17 protein-coding genes are annotated in these 24,020 nt (G+C 66.8%); 8 read left to right on the top strand and 9 right to left on the bottom strand.

The genetic code is table 11. The features are described 5' to 3' along the window. Nucleotide 1: 1 nt before the first annotated feature. From F0U60_RS25610 to F0U60_RS25590, 5 genes are all read right to left on the bottom strand, one after another. Nucleotides 2-2,047: a hypothetical protein gene (locus tag F0U60_RS25610; protein ID WP_395824433.1), complete on the bottom strand. Its 2,046-nt coding sequence runs from the start codon at nt 2,045-2,047 to the stop codon at nt 2-4. 113 nt (nt 2,048-2,160) lie between these two features. Next, nucleotides 2,161-2,511 (bottom strand): calmodulin, encoded by a 351-nt coding sequence (locus F0U60_RS25605; RefSeq protein ID WP_395824430.1) that lies wholly within the window; start codon nt 2,509-2,511, stop codon nt 2,161-2,163. 30 nt (nt 2,512-2,541) lie between these two features. Then, entirely contained in the window at nt 2,542-2,868 is a 327-nt protein-coding gene (trxA, locus tag F0U60_RS25600) for a thioredoxin TrxA (protein ID WP_395824427.1), read from the bottom strand. Nucleotides 2,869-2,890: 22 nt separating this feature from the next. Next, nucleotides 2,891-4,642 (bottom strand): amidohydrolase, encoded by a 1,752-nt coding sequence (locus tag F0U60_RS25595; RefSeq protein ID WP_395824424.1) that lies wholly within the window; start codon nt 4,640-4,642, stop codon nt 2,891-2,893. Nucleotides 4,643-4,661: 19 nt separating this feature from the next. Further along, complete coding sequence (locus tag F0U60_RS25590) at nt 4,662-5,708, bottom strand: alpha/beta hydrolase family protein (RefSeq protein WP_395824421.1); 1,047 nt, start codon at nt 5,706-5,708, stop codon at nt 4,662-4,664. A 495-nt stretch (nt 5,709-6,203) separates the two neighbouring features. Between F0U60_RS25590 and F0U60_RS25585 the strand changes: the two genes are divergently transcribed. Continuing rightward, nucleotides 6,204-7,229: a poly-gamma-glutamate hydrolase family protein gene (locus tag F0U60_RS25585; RefSeq protein ID WP_395824418.1), complete on the top strand. Its 1,026-nt coding sequence runs from the start codon at nt 6,204-6,206 to the stop codon at nt 7,227-7,229. 81 nt (nt 7,230-7,310) lie between these two features. Here F0U60_RS25585 and F0U60_RS25580 read toward each other — a convergent pair whose 3' ends face one another. Next, nucleotides 7,311-8,993 carry a hypothetical protein gene (locus tag F0U60_RS25580; RefSeq protein ID WP_395824415.1) on the bottom strand — a complete coding sequence of 561 codons (1,683 nt, stop codon included), beginning with the start codon at nt 8,991-8,993 and terminating at the stop codon, nt 7,311-7,313. A gap of 208 nt (nt 8,994-9,201) precedes the next feature. Here F0U60_RS25580 and F0U60_RS25575 point away from each other — a divergent pair, with 208 nt between their 5' ends. The 6 genes from F0U60_RS25575 (at nt 9,202) to F0U60_RS25550 (ending at nt 16,373) form a co-directional block, all read left to right on the top strand. Continuing rightward, entirely contained in the window at nt 9,202-10,050 is an 849-nt protein-coding gene (locus tag F0U60_RS25575; protein WP_395824412.1) for an FAD binding domain-containing protein, read from the top strand. Further along, a complete protein-coding gene (locus F0U60_RS25570; RefSeq protein ID WP_395824409.1) occupies nt 10,043-10,513 on the top strand; it encodes a (2Fe-2S)-binding protein in 471 nt (156 codons plus the stop codon). Before F0U60_RS25575 ends, F0U60_RS25570 begins: the two co-directional genes overlap by 8 nt. Beyond that, on the top strand, nt 10,510-12,888 hold the full coding sequence (locus F0U60_RS25565; RefSeq protein WP_395824406.1) for a xanthine dehydrogenase family protein molybdopterin-binding subunit: 2,379 nt from the start codon (nt 10,510-10,512) through the stop codon (nt 12,886-12,888). The genes F0U60_RS25570 and F0U60_RS25565 overlap by 4 nt, the downstream gene beginning before the upstream one ends. A 196-nt stretch (nt 12,889-13,084) precedes the next feature. Further along, a complete protein-coding gene (locus F0U60_RS25560) occupies nt 13,085-14,359 on the top strand; it encodes a trypsin-like serine protease (protein ID WP_395824403.1) in 1,275 nt (424 codons plus the stop codon). A gap of 71 nt (nt 14,360-14,430) precedes the next feature. Then, nucleotides 14,431-14,925, top strand: a complete 495-nt coding sequence (locus F0U60_RS25555) for a hypothetical protein (protein ID WP_395824401.1) — start codon at nt 14,431-14,433, stop codon at nt 14,923-14,925. A gap of 293 nt (nt 14,926-15,218) precedes the next feature. Beyond that, nucleotides 15,219-16,373, top strand: a complete 1,155-nt coding sequence (locus F0U60_RS25550; RefSeq protein ID WP_395824399.1) for a hypothetical protein — start codon at nt 15,219-15,221, stop codon at nt 16,371-16,373. Between the two features lie 32 nt (nt 16,374-16,405). Here the strand turns inward: F0U60_RS25550 and F0U60_RS25545 are convergent, their stop codons facing one another. Beyond that, complete coding sequence (locus tag F0U60_RS25545) at nt 16,406-16,840, bottom strand: hypothetical protein (RefSeq protein WP_395824396.1); 435 nt, start codon at nt 16,838-16,840, stop codon at nt 16,406-16,408. Between the two features lie 166 nt (nt 16,841-17,006). Between F0U60_RS25545 and F0U60_RS25540 the strand changes: the two genes are divergently transcribed. Then, nucleotides 17,007-18,470, top strand: a complete 1,464-nt coding sequence (locus F0U60_RS25540; RefSeq protein ID WP_395824393.1) for a hypothetical protein — start codon at nt 17,007-17,009, stop codon at nt 18,468-18,470. Between the two features lie 17 nt (nt 18,471-18,487). On the opposite strand, the gene F0U60_RS25535 is transcribed toward F0U60_RS25540, so the two are convergent. Together F0U60_RS25535 and F0U60_RS25530 are read right to left on the bottom strand one after the other, a co-directional pair. Then, complete coding sequence (locus F0U60_RS25535) at nt 18,488-21,898, bottom strand: hypothetical protein (RefSeq protein WP_395824390.1); 3,411 nt, start codon at nt 21,896-21,898, stop codon at nt 18,488-18,490. Beyond that, nucleotides 21,895-23,940 (bottom strand): CHAT domain-containing protein, encoded by a 2,046-nt coding sequence (locus F0U60_RS25530; protein WP_395824387.1) that lies wholly within the window; start codon nt 23,938-23,940, stop codon nt 21,895-21,897. Before F0U60_RS25530 ends, F0U60_RS25535 begins: the two co-directional genes overlap by 4 nt. Between the last annotated feature and the right edge of the window lie 80 nt (nt 23,941-24,020).

Here is a 24,020-nt window from a genome sequence, read left to right as displayed (position 1 = left end):
GTTACTTGACCACTTCCACGGTGGCCTTGGCGCTCGCCGCGAGGCCAGAGTCCTCCTGGTAGATTTGCAGATCCACGGTGTGAAGCCCCGAGGCGTTCGCCGGGATGGACTTCGTCATCGTGAAGGAGAAGGCGCCTCCTGGCGGGAGGTTCACTCCCCAGTCGGACCAGGCCGTCTCCCAGGCCTCCGGCAGGGTGGACACGAAGTCGTACCAGACCCAATTGCACGAAGCGGAGTCGTTGTTGGTCACGTTCACCGTCCAGGTGACCGCCGAGCCCGGGGCCGCCTTCACCGTGCTCGGCGAGAGCGTGAGCGTGGGAGGCGACGGGACGCAGCGCTCGATGATCCTCATCGTGCTCGTCCCCTGCACCGTGTAGCCGTCGCGGGTGACTGCCACTCCCGCGGTGTAGAGCCCTGGCTCTATGCGATAGGGCACATACGTCTGGAGGGTCTCGTAGGCCGTGCTCGACGCGGCGACCGTGAGCTGCGCGGGCAGCGGGTCGGCGCTCCATCCGTCCGGGAGGATGGCGCCGAGCTGGAAGGTGCTCGGGCCACAACCCGCCGAGTCCAGGTTGGTGAGGGCAAGCTCGAACTCCGGCCGACCACCAGGCCAGGCGGTGTCCGAGAAGGCAGTCACCCGCACTCCGGGAGGCGCCCGCACACACGGCTTCTGGCCATACCGGACCTGCACCGTGAGCCCCGCGGGCGTCGCGGATTGCACCGTCACGGAGAGGTTGCTGTACGGATCATCCCAGGTCCTTCCCGGCAGCAGGGCCGAGTCGCTCCAGGACGAGGTCTCTGGCGTGAAGTCGAGCAGGTGCGAACCATCCCGCGTCGCTTCGTCCTCGTAGTGCACGAGCGCGCCGCCGAAGACCTGCTGAGCCAGTGTCCCCTCGTAGAGGCCCACGGGCTGGTGGTATTCCAGCCACAGCCAACCGCCACTCGCGGAGCCACGGCGCACCTTGAGGGCCTTCAGCCCGCCGGACGACACCACGGGCGCGAGCGTGAAGGTTCCGCTCACGCCATCCACCTGGGCCACGGAGGCCGGCGCCAGCCAGCCGATGCGAGCCTTGTCCTGCGCCGAGTAGTGACCCAGGTTCCAGGTGCCCATGGTGGAAAAGAGGTCCCCGTACTCGGTGATGACGCCCTGGGCCCCCAGGTACCCGAGCGGCTCGGCACCGAAGTCACGCGAGTTCGCGTGGTTCAGCGAGAGGTTGTGCCCCGCCTCGTGCGTCACCAACTCCACGGCCTTGTCGTGCTGGCCCATGTACCCGGCGACGAGCCACGCGGTGGATGCTGAGACTGTGCCGTCCGGCGTCGACAGCTCGCCACAGGACAGCGTGGCCAGGCCCGAGTAGAAGCAACCTTCCTGAGGTCTGGGGTGGACGATGAAGATGCGGTCATACCGGGTGAAGTCCACGTCCGCGTTCGCCGCCCGCAGGGCCGCTTCGCGCATGGCATGGGTCTCGTCACAGGAATAGGCACGGTCCAGCGTGTACCAGCCCACCACGTCGCCCGTGGTGGTGGTGCGGCCCTCGGACACCTCGTGCCAGTAGCCGGCCAGCGAACGGCGCGTGGTGGAGAAAAAGACCTCCCGCGTCTCTTCCGGGGTGTTGGTCGGCCTGGGCATGCCCGGGAACGCCGCCAGGATGACCAGGCTGCGTTGCACTCCGGTGACGCCACAAGTCCCGGCGGAGGCTTGAAGGGCCGCTGCCCGCGTGTCGACCTCGAGCTCCACGGCGACGAGCTGGCCACCCACCTGCCGCCCACGCAGCTTCAGCTTCAGGCCACTGTGGAGCCCCTCCGGCGCCCCCCGGCTGAAGATCACCGGGTGACGCTCGTGCCCCTGGACGAGGAAATACTCCAGGCGCGGCTCCCCTCGTGACGGAGAGTCCACCACGAGGACCTCCAGCTCTCCACTCCACTCATCCCTGGGAACCACCTCGTCCGCGCTCGGCGCGGCGCTCCCCTCCTCCTGGGGAGAGGAAACCTGGGTACTACACGCCGCGAGCCACATCGCGGCGACCATGCTCCACGTACGGGACATCTCGCCTCCAGCGAACGGCGGCCTGGTGCGAAGACACCAGGAGACCGCCGCGCGCCTTCTGCCCGCGATCGTGCACGGTTGCAACGCTCAGCAGCGCGAACCTCCCGTTACGACTATGAGGGGGTGACTTCCCGCAGCAGCTTGGAGTTCCACGGGCACCAGAAGAAGCCTGGGAGAAATGCGCCACCGGCTTCGTCCAGATGATCCTGGACATAGCTCATGTCTGCGTCACACACCTCGATGGCCATCGCGAAGAACGAGATGCTCGCCGGATCGAGATGGTAATCCCACTTGGGGTTGTAGGGTCTCCGGCTCTTCACGAGCTTGCCCATGACATGGACCTTGAAGGTTTCCTTTCCAGAGAGGATGTCGAGCGCCTCCTGAATCTTCGCGGGATCGGTCAACTCGAAGACGAACTCCTGCTCCTGCCGCTGCATGAATGAGAAATATCTGGAACCAGCCATGAACTCCTCCTTTGTTTGGGTGACAGACAACTACAGGTTGGCAGCAAGAAACTCGCTCAGCTGAGACTTGGACGGCACGCCCTCTTTGATCGCGACAACCTCTCCCCGCTTGAACAGCAGCAGCGCCGGGATACGCCGGACACCATGTCTTTGCGCGATGGATTGGTTCTCGTCGATGTTCAGCTTGGCAATGGTCAGCTTGCCTGCATATTCATGGGCGATTTCATCCAGCACCGGAGCAATCCTCGAGCAGGGGCCGCACCATTCGGCCCAGAAATCGACCAGTACCGGGCCATCGTCCTGCAGCACGGCTACATCGAAATTGGCCTCCGATACATGAATGAATCCATCGCTCATGTTCGACTCCACGGAGGTGTGTTCAGCAGCAGGTGTGCCGAGGGAGGGGGGCGACAATCGGTTCGGCCACTGTCTTGGAGGCGCGGAGTGACCCGGCCACGGACGAGGCATCGGGAGGGCGTTGGTAGACGGTGCGCCCGCTCTTGACGGTCTCCAGGACGTACAGGTTCTTCAGGGTCTCGGTAGGCACCGTCAAGGGGTTGTCAGACAGCACCACCAGGTCCGCCAACTTGCCCGGCTCCAGAGTGCCCTTCCGGTCCTCCTCGAAGTTCTGGTACGCGGCCCAGGCCGTCACCGCCTTGAGCGCCTCCAGCGGCGTCACGCGCTGTTCGGGCCCCAGCACCGCTCCGCTGCGCGTGGTGCGGGCCACAGCACTCCACAGGAGCGGCAGGATGTCCGGAGGCACTACCGGCGAGTCGTTGTGAATCGTGTAGCGCAAGCCCCGGTTCGCCGCGGAGCGCAGCGGCGAGATGCACTCCGCTCGCTGAGGTCCCAGCGTCTCGTCCCGGTGCCAGTCACCCCAGTAGAAGGTGTGCGCCACGAAGAACGTGGGGATGACGCCCAGGGCTTTCATCCGGTCCAACTGATCCTCGCGCACCGTCTGCGCATGCACCATCACCGGCCGCCGATCCGCCACCCCGAGCTTCGCGTTGGCCCGCTCCAGCGAGACCAGCAGCATGTCCGCCGCTGCGTCGCCGTTGCAGTGGCAATGGAGCTGCCGGCCCTTCGTGAACGCCTTCTCCACCTCCGTGTCCAGCGCGTCCTGGGAGAGGATGGGTTGACCCCTGTACTCAGGGCCCAGACTCTCTGGCGGCTTCAGGTAGGGCGCCGAGAGATACGCCGTCTTCCCCTGCGGGGAGCCGTCCTGGGTGACCTTCACGCCCCCCACCTTCAGGTGGTTCACGTAATAGTTCTGGGGCAACAGAGGGAGCTCGTAGATGGCATCGGCCTCCGTCCACTTCGGGAACACGAGCACATCCAGGTAGAGCACCCGCAGGGCTGCGGCGAGTTGCAGCAGCACGACCCCGGACTTCGTCGCCAGGCCATCCTCCACGGTGGTGATGCCCAGGCTGGCGTAGTTCTGCTGTAGCTCCTTCAGGGTCTGCAGCATGCCCGGGACATCCGGAACGGCGGGCAATAGCTTGCTGAAGGCGTTGACAGCCTCCTCCTCTACCACGCCGGTAGGCCGGCCGTTCTCATCCACCTGGATGACCCCGCCCTCCGGCGCGGAGTCTTCGTTCACGTAGCCCGCCGCATCCAGCATCTTGCTGTTGAACACCGCCAGATGCGCGGAGGTGTGCACGATGCAGATGGGGTGCTCCGTGGAGACTGCGTCCAGATCCTCGCGCGTTGGATGCCGCTTCTCCTCGAGCAGCGAGTCGTCATACCCGCTGGCGAGCACGAGCGTGCCGGCGGGAATGGCCTTCTCCTGGATGTAATTCCTCAGCGCGTCAGCGATTTGCGAGATGCGCTCGATGGGGCCCGCGGGCGGCGGCGCCAGATTCGGCGTACCCCAGTAGAGCAGCCACCCCGTGAGGTGTCCGTGCGCGTCGATAAAGCCCGGCACCAGCGTGCGGCCCTCCAGCTCCACCACCTCCGTGTCCTCGTCCACGAGACCCTGGAGCTCCTCCCAGGTGCCCACCGCGAGGATGCGCTTGCTCCGGACCGCCAGCGCCTCCACCTGGGGTTGGGCGTCGTTCATCGTGAGAATGGGGCCGCCCCGGTAGATGCGGTCCGCCTTGAACAGCGTGAAATCGGATGTCTTTGGGCTCATATCACGTGCCTTGGACAGCTCAGGGGTGATTGCTCAGCCAATCGATCGATCCGGCGATGTCCTCGTTCAGGACGCCGAAGTGATCCGTGGCTGGATATTCTTTGTATTCGACGGAGGCCTTCCGGTCGATGAGCTGTTGTTTGACCACCTTCGTCTGTTCCGGGAGGACCCGCTCGTCCTTGGCGCCCTGCACGAGCCGCACGGGGGCGGTGATCTTCAGAAAGCCCGGATGCATCGCCGTGAGCTGAGCGTCGAGTGCCACCCGGTTCGCGCCCTGGCGGATCACCTTGTTGGGAATCACTCCACCCCACGAATCCAACAGGCTGAGTTCCACCCGACACTTTTCCTCGGCCTCTTCAAACAGTCGCACCATTTCGGGAGAGGCGAGCAGCTCGGCCGGTTTGATGTTGGGGTTACCCGCGATGGCACCCGTCAGGAACAGCGGGATGAACGCCGAGCCCATGGAGGGCTCCTTCCCACTCACGCCGAGCCAGAACAGAGGCTTGATCGCCGAGGCGGGCGCCAAGGCGATCACCGTCCGCAACTCCAGCTCGGGCGCCCACGCCTTCGCGTCGGCTGCGGCGAACAGCGCGGCCTGTCCTCCTTGCGAGTGGCCAACGATGGCGAAGCGCTTGGATAGCTTGCCCGGATGGAGCTTGTGCGCGGCGCGCACCATATCGAGGATGCCGCGCGCCTCGGAGTGCCCGAGCAGGAAGGGGTGCGGCCTGGGAGTTCCGAGCCCCTCGTAGTCGGTCATCACCACGGCCCAGCCCTTCCGCAGGTAGGCATTGAGCAGGGGGTGCGGAGCCTTGTTGATGCCGTGCGCCAGCGACTCTTCGTCATCACGCGAAGGCGCGCACTTGTCACCGACGCCCACGGTTCCGTGAGCCCAGGAGATGACGGGCCAGCCCCCCTCGGGAGGCGAGCCTGGCGGCAGTGCGATGATGCCAGAGACGGTGATGGGCGTTTGCTTCTCATCGGTCGCGGCCGAGCGGTAGAGCACCAGCTCGTTGCTTCCCGCTGCTTTCAACGCGGCCACGCCCGCGAGCGGACGCCACCAGATCACGTCGCCAGGTTTACCCTCGGGTGGCAGTGTCGATTGGTCGAACGCGTAGAACTCAACCCCCTCGGGTCCCCGCGGAGGCTTTGGGGGCGCTGGGTCTTGTGCGGCACCGAGGGAAGGAAGGGTAATCGTGGCAGCAAATGCCAGCGCTACCAGATGTGAAGATGGCATGAAATGGCTCCTCTGCGCTCCACCTGCCACTGAAAAGAGTTCTGGATCCATGGGATGGCAGGACAGTCTTTTATCTTTATGCGTACGCTTCTCAGCCAGGAACGAGTCGGATGAATCGAACGACCCTGCTCCTACCCTCTCTCTTGCGACCCGCACAATGAGCGCTTTGTTGAATTGACAAGCGGGTGGAGGTGCCCGTCAGTCTGGCCTGAGACGGCGCATCAGGCGCTGTGAAGCGTGCTCACGCTGACAGTAGACCCAGCGTCAGATATGAATGGGCCCCCTCGTCATTTTGCCCATGCCGTACTCCTCAAAGGAGGCCTTACGATGAAGAGCACTTCCGTTGCAGCCCTGCTATCGCTGGTGACATGCGTCACCCTCCCCTCTCTGGCCCTGGCCGCCGACACCTACGCGGACTGGGGCGCGCTCTCCGCCAGTGAGACGCAAGGGGAGGACTTCCAGATCCTGACCCAAACCGTCCCCGGCTCCAACGTGCTGATCACCGCCATCCACGGCGGAGGCATCGAAGCTGGAACCTCGGAGCTGGCCAAGGCCGTCGCGGGTTCCAACCACAGCTACTATCTGTTCGAGGGCATCAAGAGCTCGGGCAACAGCGTCCTGCACATCACGGCGACGAACTTCGACGAGCCCACCGCCATCAAGATGGCCGCCCAGTCCACCCGCCTCATCTCCCTGCACGGCGCGGCGAACGACAGCAGCGGAGACCCCATCGTCTGGATGGGAGGACTGGACACCACGCTCCGGGATCTCATCCGCACCCAGCTGAGCAACGCGGGATTCGACGCGCGCATCGCGCTCCCCGGCTCAGGCTTGGAGGGCACGGCCCAAGGGAACATCGCCAACCGCAACCGCATCCTGGCCGGCGTCCAGCTCGAGATGACGAGGAATCTGCGGGACTCGTTCTTCGTCGATGGCGACCGCCGCAAGCCCACCACGCAGGTGTTCGAGAACTTCAAGAACGCGATCCGGACCGCCATCACTGCTCACGTCGTCGACCTCAACGATCGTGCGTTCGGGATTGATCCCCTGGCCACCTCGTACCTGTCCGGTGGGGTGCGGTTCTATGTCCAGCCCGCGATCAGCACCCTGACCCTCAACCTGGGCACCAGCATCTACGACAACAACTACAGCGGCATCACGCTCGAGTTCTACAACACCTCGGGAATGCTCGTGACCACGAGGTCCTACACCTCGGCGGCCAACTCCCGGTTCGTTTCCCTCCCGCTGAGCTTCCTCTCCACCGGCTATTATTCCATCCGGGTCGTCCGGAACAACAACCCCTCTCCCTCCTGGATCTTCGGCAGCGTCAACAACATCACAGCCATCCAGTAGGACGCGGACGGGCTCTGGAGAACATGCCGTGCCGCAACGGGTAAAGCGGCGGCACGGCACCTCCCCTGAAAAGGCAGGAGATTACGGCGCAACCGGGCCGCGGATGCGTCCACCCCCGGTGTCGTAGGTTCCATCTAGCACGTTCACCACGTTGCCATTGCGCTTGATAGCCGCCCCCGCCGCTCCCCCGTACGATGGGGAAAGCGTTCCGCAGGCGCCTGCCGGCTGGCCTGGCTGCCCATACCCACCACCGTCTCCTCCCACCATGGAGTAGGAGCCATCTCCAGCGTAATCTCCCGCCTTGCCGCCCTCTCCTCCCACGGAGCCACCCGCGCCACCAGGAACACCAGCACGAACCCCGTTGTCCTGACCACAAAACGCCAACTCGTCCGAGTTGCTGAGCTGACTGGCCCCCGCGCCCCCCGTGCCTCCGACATGGCCAGCACCGCCTCCACCTCCTGCGTTTTGATTGCAGCCCGAGCCGCCCCCTCCTCCTCCGCCTCCTCCCCAGACGTTGCCACGGTTGTTGAGGGTAGCCGGCACCGTCAGATGAATGGCCGTTCCGCCCGGAAGCCCGTTGCGGCCACACGCGCGCGGCCTGCCTCCGCTACCGCCATTGCCACCCGAACCTCCCGCTCCTCCCGCTCCCAAGATGCTCGCGTAGTTGTTGAGCTGCACGGTGGAGCCCGAAGCGAGCGCTCCCGTGGTGAACGCAGGCGTAAGCGTCGAGGTAGCGCTCACCGTGGCATTCACGTCCACGGTGATGTTAACCGCACCCGAAGGCTGTCCAGCCGCGGCCGCCACGTTGAAGTTGGTCGTATCCCGGACGACCACCAAGTTCAGCCGGGCGACCGAAAGCGGAATATTCCCAGAGAAAGGCGCATAGCGACTCATATGGGAGAGGAAGGAAACCTCTCCGAATTTCGACATGAAGTACTCTTCCACCTGGGTGGTCGAATTACCGCCCCCCGCTGCCCACGAGAGGACACGCTGCCCAGTCGAGTAGGACAGACTGCGGTTGTTGGCATAAGGCTGTTTGTGCGTGACAGGCTCTGGGGCCACCAATTGTACCTTACTGGAGGGCACTCCGTGCACCGTCGATTGGGCGCTGTTGTAGCCCGTCACCCGGACGACACTCACGTTGCCCACATAGGGACCGGTCAGCGTCACATGAGAAGGCATGTACGATGCGATGCCAATCTGGATGTTCGGCAGATTCTGGTCCACCACCAGGGTATAGGTGCCCCCCTCATAATTGCTGAACAGGAAGATGTTCCCAGCGGTCACGCTGACCGTGAACGGATTGCTGACACTAACGATCGTGCTGGCTGTATCGGGCAGGTAACGCAGTTCATAGTTCCCGCTCTGCGGCGGGGCCGAGAGCGTCAGCAGGCCAGAGGACCCCGCGGGCACGTACTTCTTGGCAAGGAACGAGGCATCGGGCTCGCCAACCTTGAAGATTCCCACCCAATCTCCCAGGGAATGCGTCGCAGGTGCGGACCAGGAGACGTTGATGGCGGCGCCCGCCCGATAGGTGCTGCCATCCGTCGAAAGCACATAGGAGCCGTCGTGCAGCGGCTCCGAGGGTGCACCCTGCCCTGGCACCGAAGGTGCACCCTGCCCCGACTCCGCCGGAACATCCTGTCGAGGAATCGTATCGAGCTTCGCACCGGCGCCCCCGTCCTTGCTCGGCTCACACGCCATCACCAACCCCGTGACGACCAGGGCTATCCGGTTCACTCCTCTTCTGACCGTCTTTTCCATGTTCAATCCCTTCAGGACTCGAGGCGTTAGTCGCCGTACACGTACACGGTAAAGGCCACACCACGGACCGATCGGAGTGCGGCACCACAGAGGAGACGGGCCGCATGAGATCTATGCAGGGAGCTCTTCACTTTGTGCAGGCAGGGAGCTGCCACAGACTGAGAACGACACATCCGCCAAGCGCAGGAATCCATCCAATAGGGCATCCATGAGATACGCGGAGCCAGAGACCGTCGAGGAGGGCGTCACCCTCCTCGCATCCACCGAGCACTCGCGCTGCATCGCGGGTGGAGCCACGCTCGTAGCGATGATGAATGCGGGCCACATCGCCCCCGCGATGCTGGTCAGCCTGCATCGCATGCGCGAGCTCTTCACCCTCACCGAGTCCGCCGACGGGCTCTGGCTCGGCGCCATGATGTCTCATCGGGTCGTGGCCGCTGAAACACGGCTGCGCGGCGCTATGGAGGTCGTCCGCAGTGCCGCGGGCCAGCTCGCGCACCCGAGCATCCGCAACATGGGAACGATCGGTGGTTCGGTGTGCCTCGCCGATCCCAGCACGGAGATGCCTGTAGCCCTGGTCGCAGCCTCAGCTCGGGTCGAAATCGCGGGCCCCGGCGGCAGGAGGCTCGTCCCTGTTGAGGACGTCCTCGTGGACCGCTTCAAGACCTCCCTGCGCCACGGGGAGATCGTCACCCGGATCCTGATCCCCAGAGGCGTCGAGGGCGCGGTGGGCCACCACCTCCGGTTCAGCCGCGTGTCGGGCGACTACCCCACGGTGTCCCTCTCGCTGATCCTCGCCATGCAAGGGGACACGTGCAGCCACGTGCGCGTGGTCGTGGGTTCCTGTGGGCCAGTCCCCCTTCACGTGGCCGCGGCCGACCAGCGGCTCATTCACACCGCACTCGGCGAGGAGGACGTGGCCGCGGCGGGACAGCTCCTCGCCCATGCCGCATCCCCCATCGATGACGTCCGCGGCTCGGCCGAGTACCGGCGCATGTTGATTCCGCGCCTGCTCGGCCGCGCCCTCACACAAGCTCGGGAGCTCGCCCATGTCTGACAAGATCTCCCTCTCGCTCCAGGTCAATGGAGATGCCCATGCGCTCGTAATCGCCCCCGAGCGAACCCTGCTGGACGTGCTGCGCGAGGAGCTTCGTTACACGGGCACCAAGCGCGGTTGTGACCAGGGAAGCTGTGGCGCCTGTACGGTCCTGGTCGACGGCGAGCCCGTCTTCTCCTGCCTCTCCCTGGCCGTTACCCTCCGCGACCGTGCGATCACCACGATCGAGGCCGTAGAGGCAGGCAACGAGCTCCATCCCGTTCAGCGGGCCCTCGTCCAACATGGCGCGGTGCAATGCGGCTTCTGCATTCCTGGCATCGTCATCGCCGCCAAGGCCCTGCTCGATCGCAACCCCCACCCGACCGTCGATGAGGTTCGCCAGGCGCTCGGCAGCAACACCTGCCGGTGCTCGGGTTACGCCAAGATCGTGGGAGCCATCGCTTCGCTGGGAGAGCGCCCATGAGCCATTCGCCCAAACCGGGCCCCACCCCGACTCCCGTGGGAGACATCCTGGGCAGGTCCGTGCCTCGCCTGGAGGCGCGCGAGAAGGTGACCGGGCGCGCGGTCTACACCGACGACATGACCCTGCCTGGGATGTTGTACGGCGCCCTCCTGGGCAGCCCTCATCCCCATGCCCGGATCCTCTCGTACGACACCTCCCGGGCCCGGGCGATCCCCGGGGTCAAGGCCGTGCTCACCGCCGAAGATCTGCCCAACCATCGCGTGGGCAGCGTCCTCAAGGATCAGCCGCTGCTCGCGCGCGGCAAGGTCCTCCATGAGGGCGAGCCCGTGGCCGCGGTCGCCGCCGTCGATCTCCAGACGGCCCGCAGAGCGCTCCAGGCGATCGACATCCGATACGAGGTCCTCCCCGCCGTCTTCGATCCCGAGGAGGCGCTACGCCCGGGGGCTCCCGTCCTCCACGAGCAGCGAGACACCTATCTCGACTTCCAGGCGGTCTCCCCGGAGCGAGCCAACCACCCCAACGCCGCTTCACACATCCGGCTCATCGAGGGCGAACCGGACCGGGTGTGGGAGCGCTGCGACGTCATCGTCGAGGACGTGTACGAGACTCCCGCTCAGCAGCACATCTACCTGGAGCCGTGCTCGACCCTGGCCTCAGTGGATCGCGACAGCGGCAAGGTCACCCTCTACACCTCGACCCAGTCCGTGTTCCGGGTGCAGGCCATCACCGCCGAGGCGCTGGGCATCCCCATGTCTCGAGTCCGCGTCATCGCCCCCCGAGTCGGCGGCGGGTTTGGCGGCAAGACCGAGATGACCAACCAGCCCATCACCGCGGCGCTCGCGCGGGCGGCCGGTGCTCCGGTCAAGATGACGCTCTCGCGCACGGATGACATGCGGATGATGAAGTCGCGCCACGCGTGCCGCATCCACATGCGCACTGGCGCGACCCGGGATGGCCGCATCCTCGCCCGCAGGGTGCGGATCGTCTACGACACCGGTGCCTATGCCGACGATGGGCCGTATGTCGCCGGTGTGGGGGCCTACTTCGCGCGCGGGCCGTACCGCATCCCCCACGTTGATATCGAGTGCTGGGCTGTCTACACCAACCGGCTCCGGGCCGCGGCGTTCCGGGGTTTTGGCAACCCGCAGATCCACTTCGCCAGCGAGACACAGGTCGATCTGCTCGCCGAGAAGTTGGGCCTGGATCCCATCGACCTGCGGCTCCGCAATGCGCTCGAGACGGGCGAGCGGTGGCTCGGCGGCGCGCCCGTGGAGAGCGGAACGCTCCAGGCGTGTCTGGAGAAGGCCCGAGAGGCCTCGGACTGGGTCCGGCGCCGGAGTCAGCAGCGGGCCTCTTCTCCCGGCAAGCGGCGTGGCATCGGGGTGGCGGCCGTTGGGCACGTGTCCGGGCTGCTGGGCTCGAGCGCCACGGTGCGGCTCAACGAGGATGGGACCGTCACGGTCAACACCGGTGCCGTGGACATTGGTCAAGGCTCGGACACGGCGCTCGCTCAGTGCGCGGCCGCGGCCCTGGGTCTCTCCCTCGAGCAGATCAACTACAGCGGCCCCGACACGGATGTCTCGCCCTACGACTGGTGCACGGGAGGCACCCGCACCACCTTCACCGTGGGCCGGGTCATCACCCAAGCGTGCGAGCAGATCAAACAGCAGCTCTTCGAGCACGCCAGCGAGATGCTCTCCCGCCCGGTGCAACAGCTTGAGCTAAGGCCTGGCGGCATCGTGGGCGTCCAGGGCGAGCCCGGCGCCTCGGTCCCATTCGGAGCCATCTCCGCGCGCGCCCTCTACTTCAAGGGCGGCCCCCTCATCGCCAGCTCGCGCTACCTGTTCCCGCCCACACCGATCGACACCCGCCAGACATCCGCCCAAGGGCTGGCCTCGATGGGAAACGGCTTCTTCGTGTTCGCCGCGCAGGTGGCCGAGGTCGAGGTGGATGAATTGACCGGCAAGGTCGAGCTGCTCGAGGCCTGGAGCGTCCACGACGTGGGCCGGACGATCAACCGCGCAGCGGCGGAGGGCCAAATCCAGGGTGGGTTCGTCCAGGGGCTCGGCTTCGCTCTGACCGAGGAGCTGCTGTGGCATGAGGGCCACCTGCTCAATCCCTCCATGAGCAGCTACAAGGTCCCGGGTGCGCCCGACGTCCCGGTTGGCATCCACCCCCTCCTGCTCGAGCATCCCTCGGGAGAGGGGCCCTTTGGAGCCAAGGGAGTCGCAGAGGTCAGCCTGGTGGGCGTGGCCCCCGCGATCTGCAATGCGATCCGCCATGCGACTGGTGCGACCGTCACCCGGATTCCCGCCACGGGTGAGCGCGTCCTGCGCGCATTGCTGGCCCGTGAGGGGACCGGCGCGAAGGAGTAGACGGAGCGGCACAGGTGGCACGGCCGTCCCGTGCCAGTGGCACATGCCATCCTGTGCCACTTGAGCCAGCGCCACCGTGCTGGAGCACGCCCCTCCAGAGGGGCGCACGCGTGTCCTCCGTGTTCGTGTCCATTGGCATCGCGGCTGCAATCCCCTCAGGCGGGTGCTCAAACCCACCTGACAAGGAATCAGCCTCATGCACGATGGACGAATCCATCCCCACCGACCCAAGGGCCGCGGGCTCGGAGTGATGCTTCTGGCACTCGGTCTGTCGACTTCCCTCGGCGCCTGCACCGACGTTCCCGCGACCGAGCTCGAGCCGCTTGGAGAGCAGACGCAAAGCATCAAGAACGGCACCGTCTGGAACCCGTGGACGCAGAACACCCAGACCTGGACGCGCAACGTGGTCCGGCTGTCCGGGTGCACCGGCACGCTGCTCAACCGTGAGTGGGTCCTCACCGCCGGTCACTGCTTCGCCAACGGCACCAGCACCGATCCCTCGACGGTCACCGCCAGGCTCACCCTCGCCGATGGCACCGTGGCGAGCTCGCAGGGCGTCGAGCTCCTCTTCCATCCGCGGAACTCCGAAGGCGTGGACGTCGCGCTCCTGCGCCTCGCGGAACCGATTGATCCCGGCGTTGACTCACTGCCCATCTATAGCGGGACCACCGCCTCGTTGCTGGGCAAGAGCGTGTTCTGTGCCGGCTACGGAGCCATCGACACCGGAGGAAGCTGCTCCGAGAGCTCGGATTGTGCGTCCGGGCAGTGGTGCCAGTGGGGCGTGTGCATGACGCCGACGGACGGAAGGCTGCGCACGGCGTCCTTCAACATCATCACGGATCCGGTCGACCCGGTCATGTGGTACCGGTTCAGCGTTCCGAACCCGCTCGGACAGATTGAGCTCCCCGGAGACTCGGGCTCGAGCTGCTGGGATGGAACGGGCCTCACCGGCGTCATGAAGGCCGGCAACCCGACGAACTACAACCGGCAGACGAGCGCCGAAGCCTTCCGCGACTGGGTCAACAGCGTCGTGACTCCGACTCAGGTCAAGCAGGTCAACCAGCCGGGCGCCTCCTGTCGGACCGTCCAGGGAGGACAGCTGAGCTACGGAAGCGATGGCGAGGCCTTCAACTCGGGCAACACCCTCAGCCAGCTCCTGTGCCCCATCCGGCGCCCCGGTGATGGCGGGTTCGCGAACGTGGTCGATGTCCCGCGGCTGTTCGTGCTGGACCGCCACCCGACCGCGAACGTGTGCTGCCGCCTCCAGTCGAAGAACCCCAGTGGCCAGCTCATCACCACCACCGAGGTCTGCTCGACCGGTGCAAGCAGCGACCCCCAGGCGTTGGTGCTGCCGTCCGTCTACGACGGCACGACCTGGAGCCAGTTCAACCTGGTCTGCTCTGTCCCGGGAATTGCCGCCCTCGGCCGCTCCGGCATCCAGAGCTATCGGCCGCGCCTGTCGATGCGCTGAGCCTCTCTCGCCTCACGAAACCCTCTCAACAAACGTCGAACCCACGAAAGCACTTACGGAGAACTCCATCCATGTTCAGCCATACTCGCCGCCCCCTGAAGGGTCTTGTCATCCTCACCGGAATCCTCGCCGCCGGAGCCACCCTGGCGGACTCGACCCAGAACGCCCCCGGCGCCGCCTGCGTCGCCATCAACGGCGCCAGCCTCACCGTGCGTGACGATGGCGAGGCCGAGAACCGTACGGCCTCCCTGGTCACCGCCATCTGCCCGGCCGAGCGTCCCATCGGCACCGGGACCACCACGACCCTCAGTGGCCGCGTGTTCGTTGTGGATCAGAGCACCACGAGCGAGGTGTGCTGCCGAGCCGTCTCCAAGAACCCGCTCGGGGCGAAGGTCACCGGTGCGTGGCAGTGCTCGACCGGCAGCAGTGCCAACTACCAGGCACTCGACCTCGCATCGCTCTCCGACACCTACACGTTCAGCTCGTTCTACCTCGAGTGCCAGGTGCCTGCGCTCAGCGGTGGCAACGCCTCGCGGATCCAGATGTACCGCGCGACCCAGCAGTAGTGGACACCCGCGCTCGGGCAACCCGCCCACTCCTGAGCGGGTGCCCGTCGTAAGCGCGAGGGACAGCCACGACAGTCGCCCATGGACGAACACCCTGCGCTACCGGGTAGCTGGCCTTCCCCTGCTCTCGGGGAGAGCTTTTGGTGGGAGGGTGTTCCTTCATGCTTGTTTCTCTCTTGGCATTCGTCCTGGCCCAGGCGCCAGGACCCTGTCTGGAGCGTTACCAGACCCTTCACCCAGACTGTCCTGGGCGAGCGAGCTGCCCTTCGACTGAAGAGGCGGCGTGTTCGCTGATGGTCAGTACCTTCGCGGTGGATGAATCGCGCCTCGGGCAGGTCCTCCGCAAGGACGAGGCCGTCGAGGTCATCCAGCGCGAAGCGATCCAGCCGACCCTGGGTGTGGGTGTTGCCGGCACGCCCGGTCAGATCGATGCCACGACCTCGATCCAGCCGGTGGGACTCGCGGGTGCCACCCTGGGCGTCGTGTCCAGCGATTACGGCCGCATCTGGATCCTCACCGTCTCGGCCAACCCGCTCGCCATCTCGAGCAAGGACGCGGGTTCCTATGCGCGGCTGTCGCGGCTCTTTGATGTCAGCGTCGTGCTGCCCGCGCCCCTCCTGGCTGAGAACCCGGCCGGATTCATCGGCTTGAGGTCCAACATCGACTTTGTCGGCGCCGCGGTGGCCCACCGCGAGTTCGAGACGCTGTCCGCCGCGGCCCTCCAGGCCCAACGTCAGGAGCTCGCCACGGGGGGCGGGTTCCGCGAGGACCTGAGGCGCGCGCTCGACACGCTCCCTCCCGAGCGGCGTGCACAGTGTCTCGACGCCCTCTTCGGTCCCCGCAGTACGCTCGAGGGGATCGCCGCCGCCTGCTCCCCCGAGCTTCCCGCCCGGCTCCGGGCGGCGGCTGCTGCGACCTCTTGGTTCCAACAAGCCCGGGACGACTTCGAGGATGCGGTCGACACCTCGCATGGAGGGCTCAATGTCCAGCTGGACGTTCCGGCGAACCGGTCCAGCTCCGCGCCCTTTCGCGCCGCGCTCCTGGGCTCCGGAACGTACGGCCTGACCAAGGAGGTCCGCTCTCCGTGGCGGGTCGACCTCATGGCCTCGCTCGGCCCGGATTACCTGCTCCAAGCCGGAGAAGGTGCCCTGGGCGCGACCCTGGCTGTCGCGCTGGGCGTGAGGGCCCGGCTCCTCCATGGCATGCCCAGGCTGCATTCGAGCATCGGACTGAGGGGCCATCTCGGTCAGGCCTCGGAGCTGCGACCCCTCAGCGTCCCGAGCCGGCCCGGGAACTACCTGCAAGCCCAGCTGGGCCTCAGCCTTCCCATCGGACGGACGGGCGTGGCTGTGGCTGGCGGTGTGAACTGGTCCCTCGCGGGCAGGGATACTGGAGAGACGGCCTTTGCAGCGAATCTCATCTATTCGCTGCCGGGCCAAGCGCGATAGCCCGTGCGGAGAGCAGGCCCGAAGAAGAGGCCTCACCCGGCTGGAGTGAGGGCCAGGCTGCCCACCACCGCGTCGGCCAGCATCGTCGCCTGCTCCTGCGGCAGCTGAAGCTTGGAGGCGTTCTGCAGCGTCGTCTCGCGCACGCGGGTGAGCAGCTCGGGCGTCAGCGGGGGGCCCTTGGGCTTGGGCTTGTCCATGCGCTCCTTGAACTTCTTGAACATCCCCTTCACGAACTCTCCCACGAAGCCAGCGCTCTCCGTCTTGAGCTGCTTCTTGACCTCACCCGCGAGGAACGTGACGACCTGGGTCACGACCGCCAGGATGGCGGGAGTCATCTGGATCAACGTCTCGCCCACACCAAAGTCGAGGATCTCGTCCTGAGGTGACGCCTTCCGTAATACCTTGTCTGGGTCCTCGAAATAGGCAGCGCTGGTGGCCTCGAACCGCGGCAACTCCCCAGGTGCCATCTGGCTAACCAGATCTCGTGATAGCTCCGAAATAATCTGTGCCTGGTCTTGCTCAATCACGGGCTCCTCCTTCCATTCGTTCCTCAGACGTAGATGGAGCTTCGACATACATTGAAGTGACAAGCCTTGAATGGGAAGGGACCTGCCCAGAGGGAGAGGGAGCGTCATGGAGCCACCCCAGGAGACACTCGAGCTCCTGCTCGCCAGGGCCGATGATCATCAGCCCTTCCTTCCCTCCGGACTCGAGCCAGAGTCCATCCAGGGCGCGCCTCGGCCTGATCGGTTACCGCGCCGGGTCGAGGTGCCCCTGCTCGATAGACCCGATGCGGACCCGAACGCCTTACCCGAGCAGCGCTGGGGAGTGATTGCGCCCGAGGGAAGTGAGGGTGACTCACTGCTGCAAGCCATTGCCCCGCTGGTGGAGCACCGGGCGCGACAGCAGGGCGCCGAGGTGAGGGTCTACCGGGTGCACCCCCACATGGAGGCGGCCCAGGCGGTGGACTGGAGGGAGCGGGTATATCGGAGCGAAAGCGTCCCCCAGGAGGAGCGGCCGAGGTACCTGTTGGTGCTCGGGGGCCTGGAGCAGGTCTCCCTCGAGCTCCAGCACGTACTGGCCCAGGGGGCCTTCGTGGGGCGGTTGCACTTCGCGACGCCAGAGGGAACACCGGACCTCGCCAGCCATGCCGCCTACGTGGAGAAGGTGCTGGCGCACGAGCGGTCCTCCGGGGAGGCCGAGGCCCCTGAGGTGCTGCTCTACACGGCCACCGATGGCTCGCGAGCCACCGTCCGGGGCCATCAACTCCTGATGGAGCCCTGCCGGAAGGTGGTGGAGTCGCGATGGCTTCCCCGACAGCTGGCGAGGAAGCTCCAGGTTCTCCCTGACGAGGGCTCGGAGCCGGAAGCCCTGCTGCACGCGGCCGGCGCGGTGCGCTCGGGGGTATTGCTGTCGGTGTCGCATGGGCTGGGCGCGCCGCGTGAGGGTTGGGCCTCCGCTGAGCAGCAGCGCGCGAGGCAGGGCGCACTCTGCCTGACGCCCAGGCTGGAGCTCACCGCGGACAAGGTCCGGGCTCCGCCGTTCCTCTCGGGGGGCGTGTGGTTCTGCGTGGCGTGCTTCGGGGCAGCCACCCCGCGCAAGAGCGCGTTCCACGCCTGGTTGTCGATGCTGGCTCGGCAGCAGCTCTTCCCTGGCCGCCCCGAGGCCGTGCTCGAGAGCCTGCCTCGGCCTGGGGAGCCCCCCTTCCTCGCCGCGCTTCCCCAGGCCCTGTTGGCCAATCCGAACGGACCCCTGGCCTTCCTGGGGCATAGCGATCTGGCCTGGAACTTCGGATTCGCCAACCCGAACGATCTCACCGAGAGTCGCGCTTCACGCATCCTCTCGGCGCTCGAGGTCGTGGCGAAGGGCAGCCGCGTAGGGGTCGCGCTCGATGCGCTGATGCGCTCGTTCCGGGATGTGAATGACAGCTTGATGTCCGCCTACCAGGAGCGGCAGGACGCGGCCGAAGAGGGGCGGCCGGACCCCACGGATCCCAAGCGGGTCGGCTATCTCTGGATGCTCCGCAATGACTTGCGAGGCTACCTCCTGCTGGGAGATCCAGCAGTCCGGCTTCCACTCCGGCGCGCAGCGAGGTGAGGAGGCGCCCCGAGCACTCAGGCGGAATCACGGCCATAGGAGCGCTCGCAGCCGACGTAATGCCTGAGAGCCCGCGCCTGGCGCTCGTAGAGATAGGTTTCGCGCAGGTCCGGCGTCAGGCAGTCCCTGTTGTCATGGCGCAGGTGTCGCTGGAGCTCGGGGACGGAGAGCAGGGACCATTTTCTCGCTGTCCCGTCATTGTCAGCGGTGACGAGGTGCTGGCCATCTGGGCTGAAGGCCGCGGACTGGACCGGACCGGTGTGGCCTTGCAGCACGAGAGGCTCACCCGTCCCATCCGCCCGCCACACGCGCACCGTTCCGTCATCTCCCGCGCTGACGAGGCGCTGGCCGTCCGGGCTGAAGGCCGCGGACCGGACTGGGCCGGTGTGGCCTTGCAGCACGAGGAGCTCGCCTGTCCCATCCGCCCGCCACACGCGCACCGTTCCGTCCGAGCCAGCGGTGACAAGGCGCTGGCCGTCCGGGCTGAAGGCCGCGGAATGCACCACGCCCGCATGCCCCCGGAGCACCACGACCTGGCCCGTTCCATCCGCCCGCCACACGCGCGCCGTCCCGTCCCAGGAGGCGGTGACGACGCGCTGTCCATCCGGGCTGAAGGCCGCGAATTGCACCGGCGCCGTGTGTCCCCGGAGCATGACGGGCTGGCCCGTTCCATTGGCTCGCCACACGCCCGCTGTGCCGTCTGAGCTGGCGGTGAGGATGCGCTGGCCATCCGGACTGAAGACGGCGGACGTCAGCCCCGCCGCATGCCCTCGGAGCACCACGGGTTGACCTGTGCCATCGGCTCGCCAAACGCGCGCCGTCCCGTCCCAGGAGGCAGTGACGACGTGCTGGCCGTCCGGACTGAAGGCCGCGGATTGCACCTGCGCCATGTGCCCTCGGAGCACCACGGGCTCTCCTGCTCCATCCGCCCGCCACACGCGCGCCGTCCCGTCCCAAGAGGCGGTGACAAGACGCTGGCCGGCTGGGTCGAAGGCCGCGGAGGTGACCGGCCCCGCATGTCCCCGAAATACCATGGGCTCCGTCGAGCCCTCAGCTCGCCATACGCACGCCGTCCCGTCCCAGGAGGCAGTGACGACGTGCCGGCCATCCGGGCTGAAGACGGCGGACATGAGCAACCCTTTGTGACCCTCCAGCGCTATGGGCTGGCCCGGTCCTTGGGCTCGCCACACGCGCGCCGTCCGGTCCCAAGAGGCGGTGACAACCCACTGGCCGTCCGGGCTGAAGACCGCGGAATGCACCTGCGCCGTGTGCCCCTTCAGCACCCGGGGCTCGCCCATGCCGTCCGTCCGCCACACGCGCGCTGTGCCGTCCCAGGAGGCGGTGACGACATGCCGGCCATCCGGGCTGAAGGCCGCGGAGATGACCGCTGCCGTGTGTCCCTTCAGCACCCGGGGCTCGCCCGTTCCATCCGCCCGCCACACGCGTGCCGTCCCATCTTCGCTGGCGGTGACGACATGCCGGCCATCCGGGCTGAAGGCCGCGGAGATGACCGCTGCCGTGTGTCCCTTCAACACCCGGGGCTCGCCCGTTCCATCCGCCCGCCACACGCGTGCCGTCTCGTCCGAGCTAGCGGTGACGACGAACTGGCCATCCGGGCTGACGGCCACGGAATGCACCCGGGCCGCATGCCCCCGAAGCAGCACCGGAGAGCCCGTCCCGTCCGCCTGCCACACCCGCGCCGTCCCATCGAAGGACGCGGTGACAACGGACTGGCCATCCGGGCTGAAGGTGGCGGACACGACCGGTTGAGTGTGTCCCTTCAACACCACGGGATCGCCCGTGCCATCGGCTCGCCACACCCGCGCCGTCCCGTCCCAGGAGGTGGTGAGGACATGCTGGCCATCCGGGCTGAAGGCCGCGGAGATGACCGTTCCCGTGTGTCCCTTCAACTCCACGGGCTCGCCCGTCCCATCCGTCCGCCACACCTGGGCCGTCCCATCCTCGCTGGCGGTAACAACATGCTGGCCATCCGGGCTGAAGCGGGCTGCATAAACCGCTCCCGGGGTACGAAACGTCACCTCCGGCGCGTTCCGGGCCAGGGCGCCGTACGCGAGTGACCGCCAGCCTCGAATCCGCTCCGGCCGGCGAATTTCGAGCAGCAGCTTCATCGCCATTGCGGACTGGTCGCGCTCCAGCAACTCCCGTGCACCCGACATCACGGACTGGGTGCGGGCCTTCTCCGCCTGCGCCAACGCCCACAAGAAGAGTCCCCCCATCGCCACCGCCACCACCAGTGCCGCCACGGAGATGAGCCGCAACCTGCGCCAGCGGGCGAGCTGCCGCTGCTCCTCTTCTCGCTGCAACCGCTCCCGCCGGAGCTCGAAGACCTTCTTCGCCAGCCAGTCATGGCCGAGCTCGAAGCAACGGCTGCCGTGATGCTCTCCGGCCAGCAGCACCGAGGTCCTCTCCAGGGTGGTCAGCACCCGGTCCGCCTGTCCTGGCGGGAGCGCAGCGCGGGCCTGACGCTCCGTCAGCAGCGTCCGGCTGCCATCGCTGGCCACCAGATGATCCTCCAGCAGCCGCCGGGCATCCGCCGCCAGGGGCCCCAGCTCGTTCAGCGTGACATCCAGGTAGCGGTGCAGGAGGGGCTCGGCCTCCACCCACTCCACCCGCTTCCCCGCGGCGCGCTCTTCCCAGAGCGCACGGCAGACGATCTGCGCGAAGGCGGCCTGTACCTCCGCCTCGCCTGTGGCCTCCTGCCCCGGCACCCGCACCTGCAGCATCAGTTCCCACAGCTCCTGATCGGGCCAGGACTGAGCAGGCATACCGGAGGCCGCGAGCCTGCGCACCACCTCCACCATTTCCCGCACCGTGAGCGGACCGAGCCGGAAGCCATGCTCCAGCAGCTCGTTCGCGCCGCGCAACCACGCCCGGAATCGCCCCAGGTAATCCTCGCGCAGCAGCAGCACGAGCTGGAGTCCCCGGAAGGGGTTGTGCACCAGCCGCACCAGGCCCTCGAGCAGCGCGTCCGTCTGCTCCGATGAACGCCCTGGCAGGAAGAGTTGCTCAAATTGGTCCAGGTGAAGCAACACCGGTCTTTCCGAGCGCCGCTCCGCCTGCCGCACCGCTTCGTCGAGCGCCTCGTGGGGGCTCATCCCCTCGGGCACCGGTCCGAGCCCCAGGTCCACGAACATCGCCTGGACGAGCCACTCGAGGGGCGCCTGATCGGACAGCCAGGCCCCAACGCGGACCACGCGGAAGCCGTGCTTCTCTTCGAGCAGGGGTATCACCCCCGCCTGCATCAACGAGGACTTGCCCGCTCCCGAGGGGCCGAAGAGCAGGAGACAGGGCCAGGCCTGGATGCATTGCACCAGCTTGCGCGTGGACTCTTCCCGGCCGAAGAAACGGTCTCGTTCGCTCGCGCGGTAGGGCTGGGCTCCCAGGAAGGGATTGACGGAGTCCCTCATCCCTTCCTCCCGGCTGCCAGCGCCTCGAGCCATTCCATCAGCTCGTCATCCGTTGAGTCGAGCGCCCTCACCCCTGTCTCTCCTGGCAACCCCCGCCCCTCCTCCCACACCTCCTTCTCACGGGTTCTCGGATCAAGAATAGCCACGCTGCCGCGCATCAACGCGCGTCTGCCAAAGAGCTGGTAGAGCAACATCCGGTGACACCAGCTCAGCTGGGACAACCCCACGAGCAGGATGGGGCGCAGGCTCAGGACGCTCTGGATGGAATCGGCAAGCTCGAAAGGCAGCAAGCTCGCCAGGCTGCGAATGCCCAGCAGGTAATCATCCTCGGTGATCAGCGGCCGGCTGAAGTGATGGGCCGGGAGATAGCCAGAGCAGAGCCGGAGCACCACCACCTCTCGCTCGGTGTCCAATGCAGCCGGGACCTCGCGCAGCCGCTCCCAGCGGCGTTCACCCGCCTGGCGTCGCATGATCACCGCGTGCCTGTCAGCGCGCGATGAGGGTTGGATGACGTAGAGCGTGAGCTCCGGATGCGCCTCGGCAATCGCCTGCTCCAGCAAGGGCAACCGTAGGATCGTGATGTGAACCCCGGCCCCGAGCTGCCGTGCCAGCAGACGCACCAGCGGAGGCATGAAGTCCGTCTGGCCGAACACGTCTTGGAACTCGTAGTCCAGCTCATCATGCCCGATGCGCAGCGCGAAGTGCTCCGCCAGGGTGCTCAGGGGGAGCTCGGGTGGCACATCGCCCGTCTTCTGGGTGAGCTCGCCCTGGAGCCGATTGCGCAGGTCGCGGAGGATGGGCGACTCCTCCTCCCAGCGATCTCCCAGCACCAACGAGAAGGGCTGCTCCAGGAGCTGTGCCAGAACGGGAGACGGAGGGGACGTCCCCTGCCGTGTGGCCACGGACGGCGGGGGCAAGACCCTGCGCGCCTTGAAATCAAACAGCACCGGGTCTCGGCCGCGCAGGTACAACACCGGCGAGAACGCCTCGGCACTGCCCTCCAGCTCCGCCAAGACGCTGCGCCGGGCCTCATTGAGGCTGAGCGCCACGTCCCCCTCCTGCTGGGCTGCACGGGTGAGCGCGCGATAGAAGGCGCGCGAGCACCTCAAGGCCACGTCCATCCTCACCGGCCAGAGATAGGCGACGACGGCGTCCGCCGCGGTACGCGCCAGCAGCTCCGCCGCGCTCGCCAAGGGGCCAGGGCTCGCCCCCTCACAGGCATCCAGGACGATGAGCCGCAGGGGACCCCTGCCCCAGGACCGGTGGAGCTGCTGCGCCAGCAACTCCACCGGGAGCCAGCTCTCCTCGCCCTCCTCGTCCGCCAGCCGGAGAACAGGCCAGCCTTCATGCAGCCCCGCATGGCCGGTGAAGTGGATGATGTGGGGCTCGGGCTGGCGCCTCAGACGCTCGAACAAGGGGGCTCTCCGAGCCCGGGAGCCGGTGAGGGGCTCGAGCCACTCGATCTCTCCTGAAGAGAGGCTCTCGTGGAGCGTCCCCTGCAACTGAGAGAGCGCGTGCGGGTGCAGCGGCGCGATAGCGAGGAGACTCACCGCACCGAGCACCTCGCGCGGCTGCCAGGGCTCGGGCGAGCGCACGCCGCGCACCGGTAGGAGGCTCGCCGAGTTCCCCAGGAACTCGAAGTCCTTTCCGGGCTCGCAGAGGGCCTCCCAAGGGAAACTCTGAAGGTCTGTCTCCTGGAGCATGAGCCGAAGCAGGACGGGCCCTCCGGCGGCGGCCTCGCGCAGCCGCGCGAGCACTCCCTGGATATCTCCCTGGAAGAGGGCCCCGTGGAGCGCCTGGACCTGTTGTGCCAGCTGGGGCTCGAGCCGTCTGCCCTTCTCGGCCGCTGCCTTCACGCGTCCAGCGAGCGCATGCAGGGAGTCCGGTGTGAGTTCGGCGCCAAGCGGGTGCACTCCGGGCTGCTCGTGGCGGCTGCCCAGGGCCCGGACCCGCAGCTCAGCACCACTCCGCTCGACGTCGATCTCCAGCCAGCTCCCCGCAGAAATGGTCTCCCTCCAGAGGTGGACTCTCAGAGAGAACATACGGACCGCTGATGTCACGTGGAGCCCATGGAGGGAGAAGGGAGCTCGCTCGGACGACAGCCGCTACGGGAGGAAAAACG

It is taken from the genome of Archangium minus, from assembly GCF_044360475.1.
In the GTDB taxonomy this organism is placed as follows: Bacteria; Myxococcota; Myxococcia; order Myxococcales; family Myxococcaceae; genus Archangium; species Archangium minus.
Note: the sequence above shows the minus strand (reverse complement) of the source record. Positions and strands in the feature narration are given on the sequence as shown.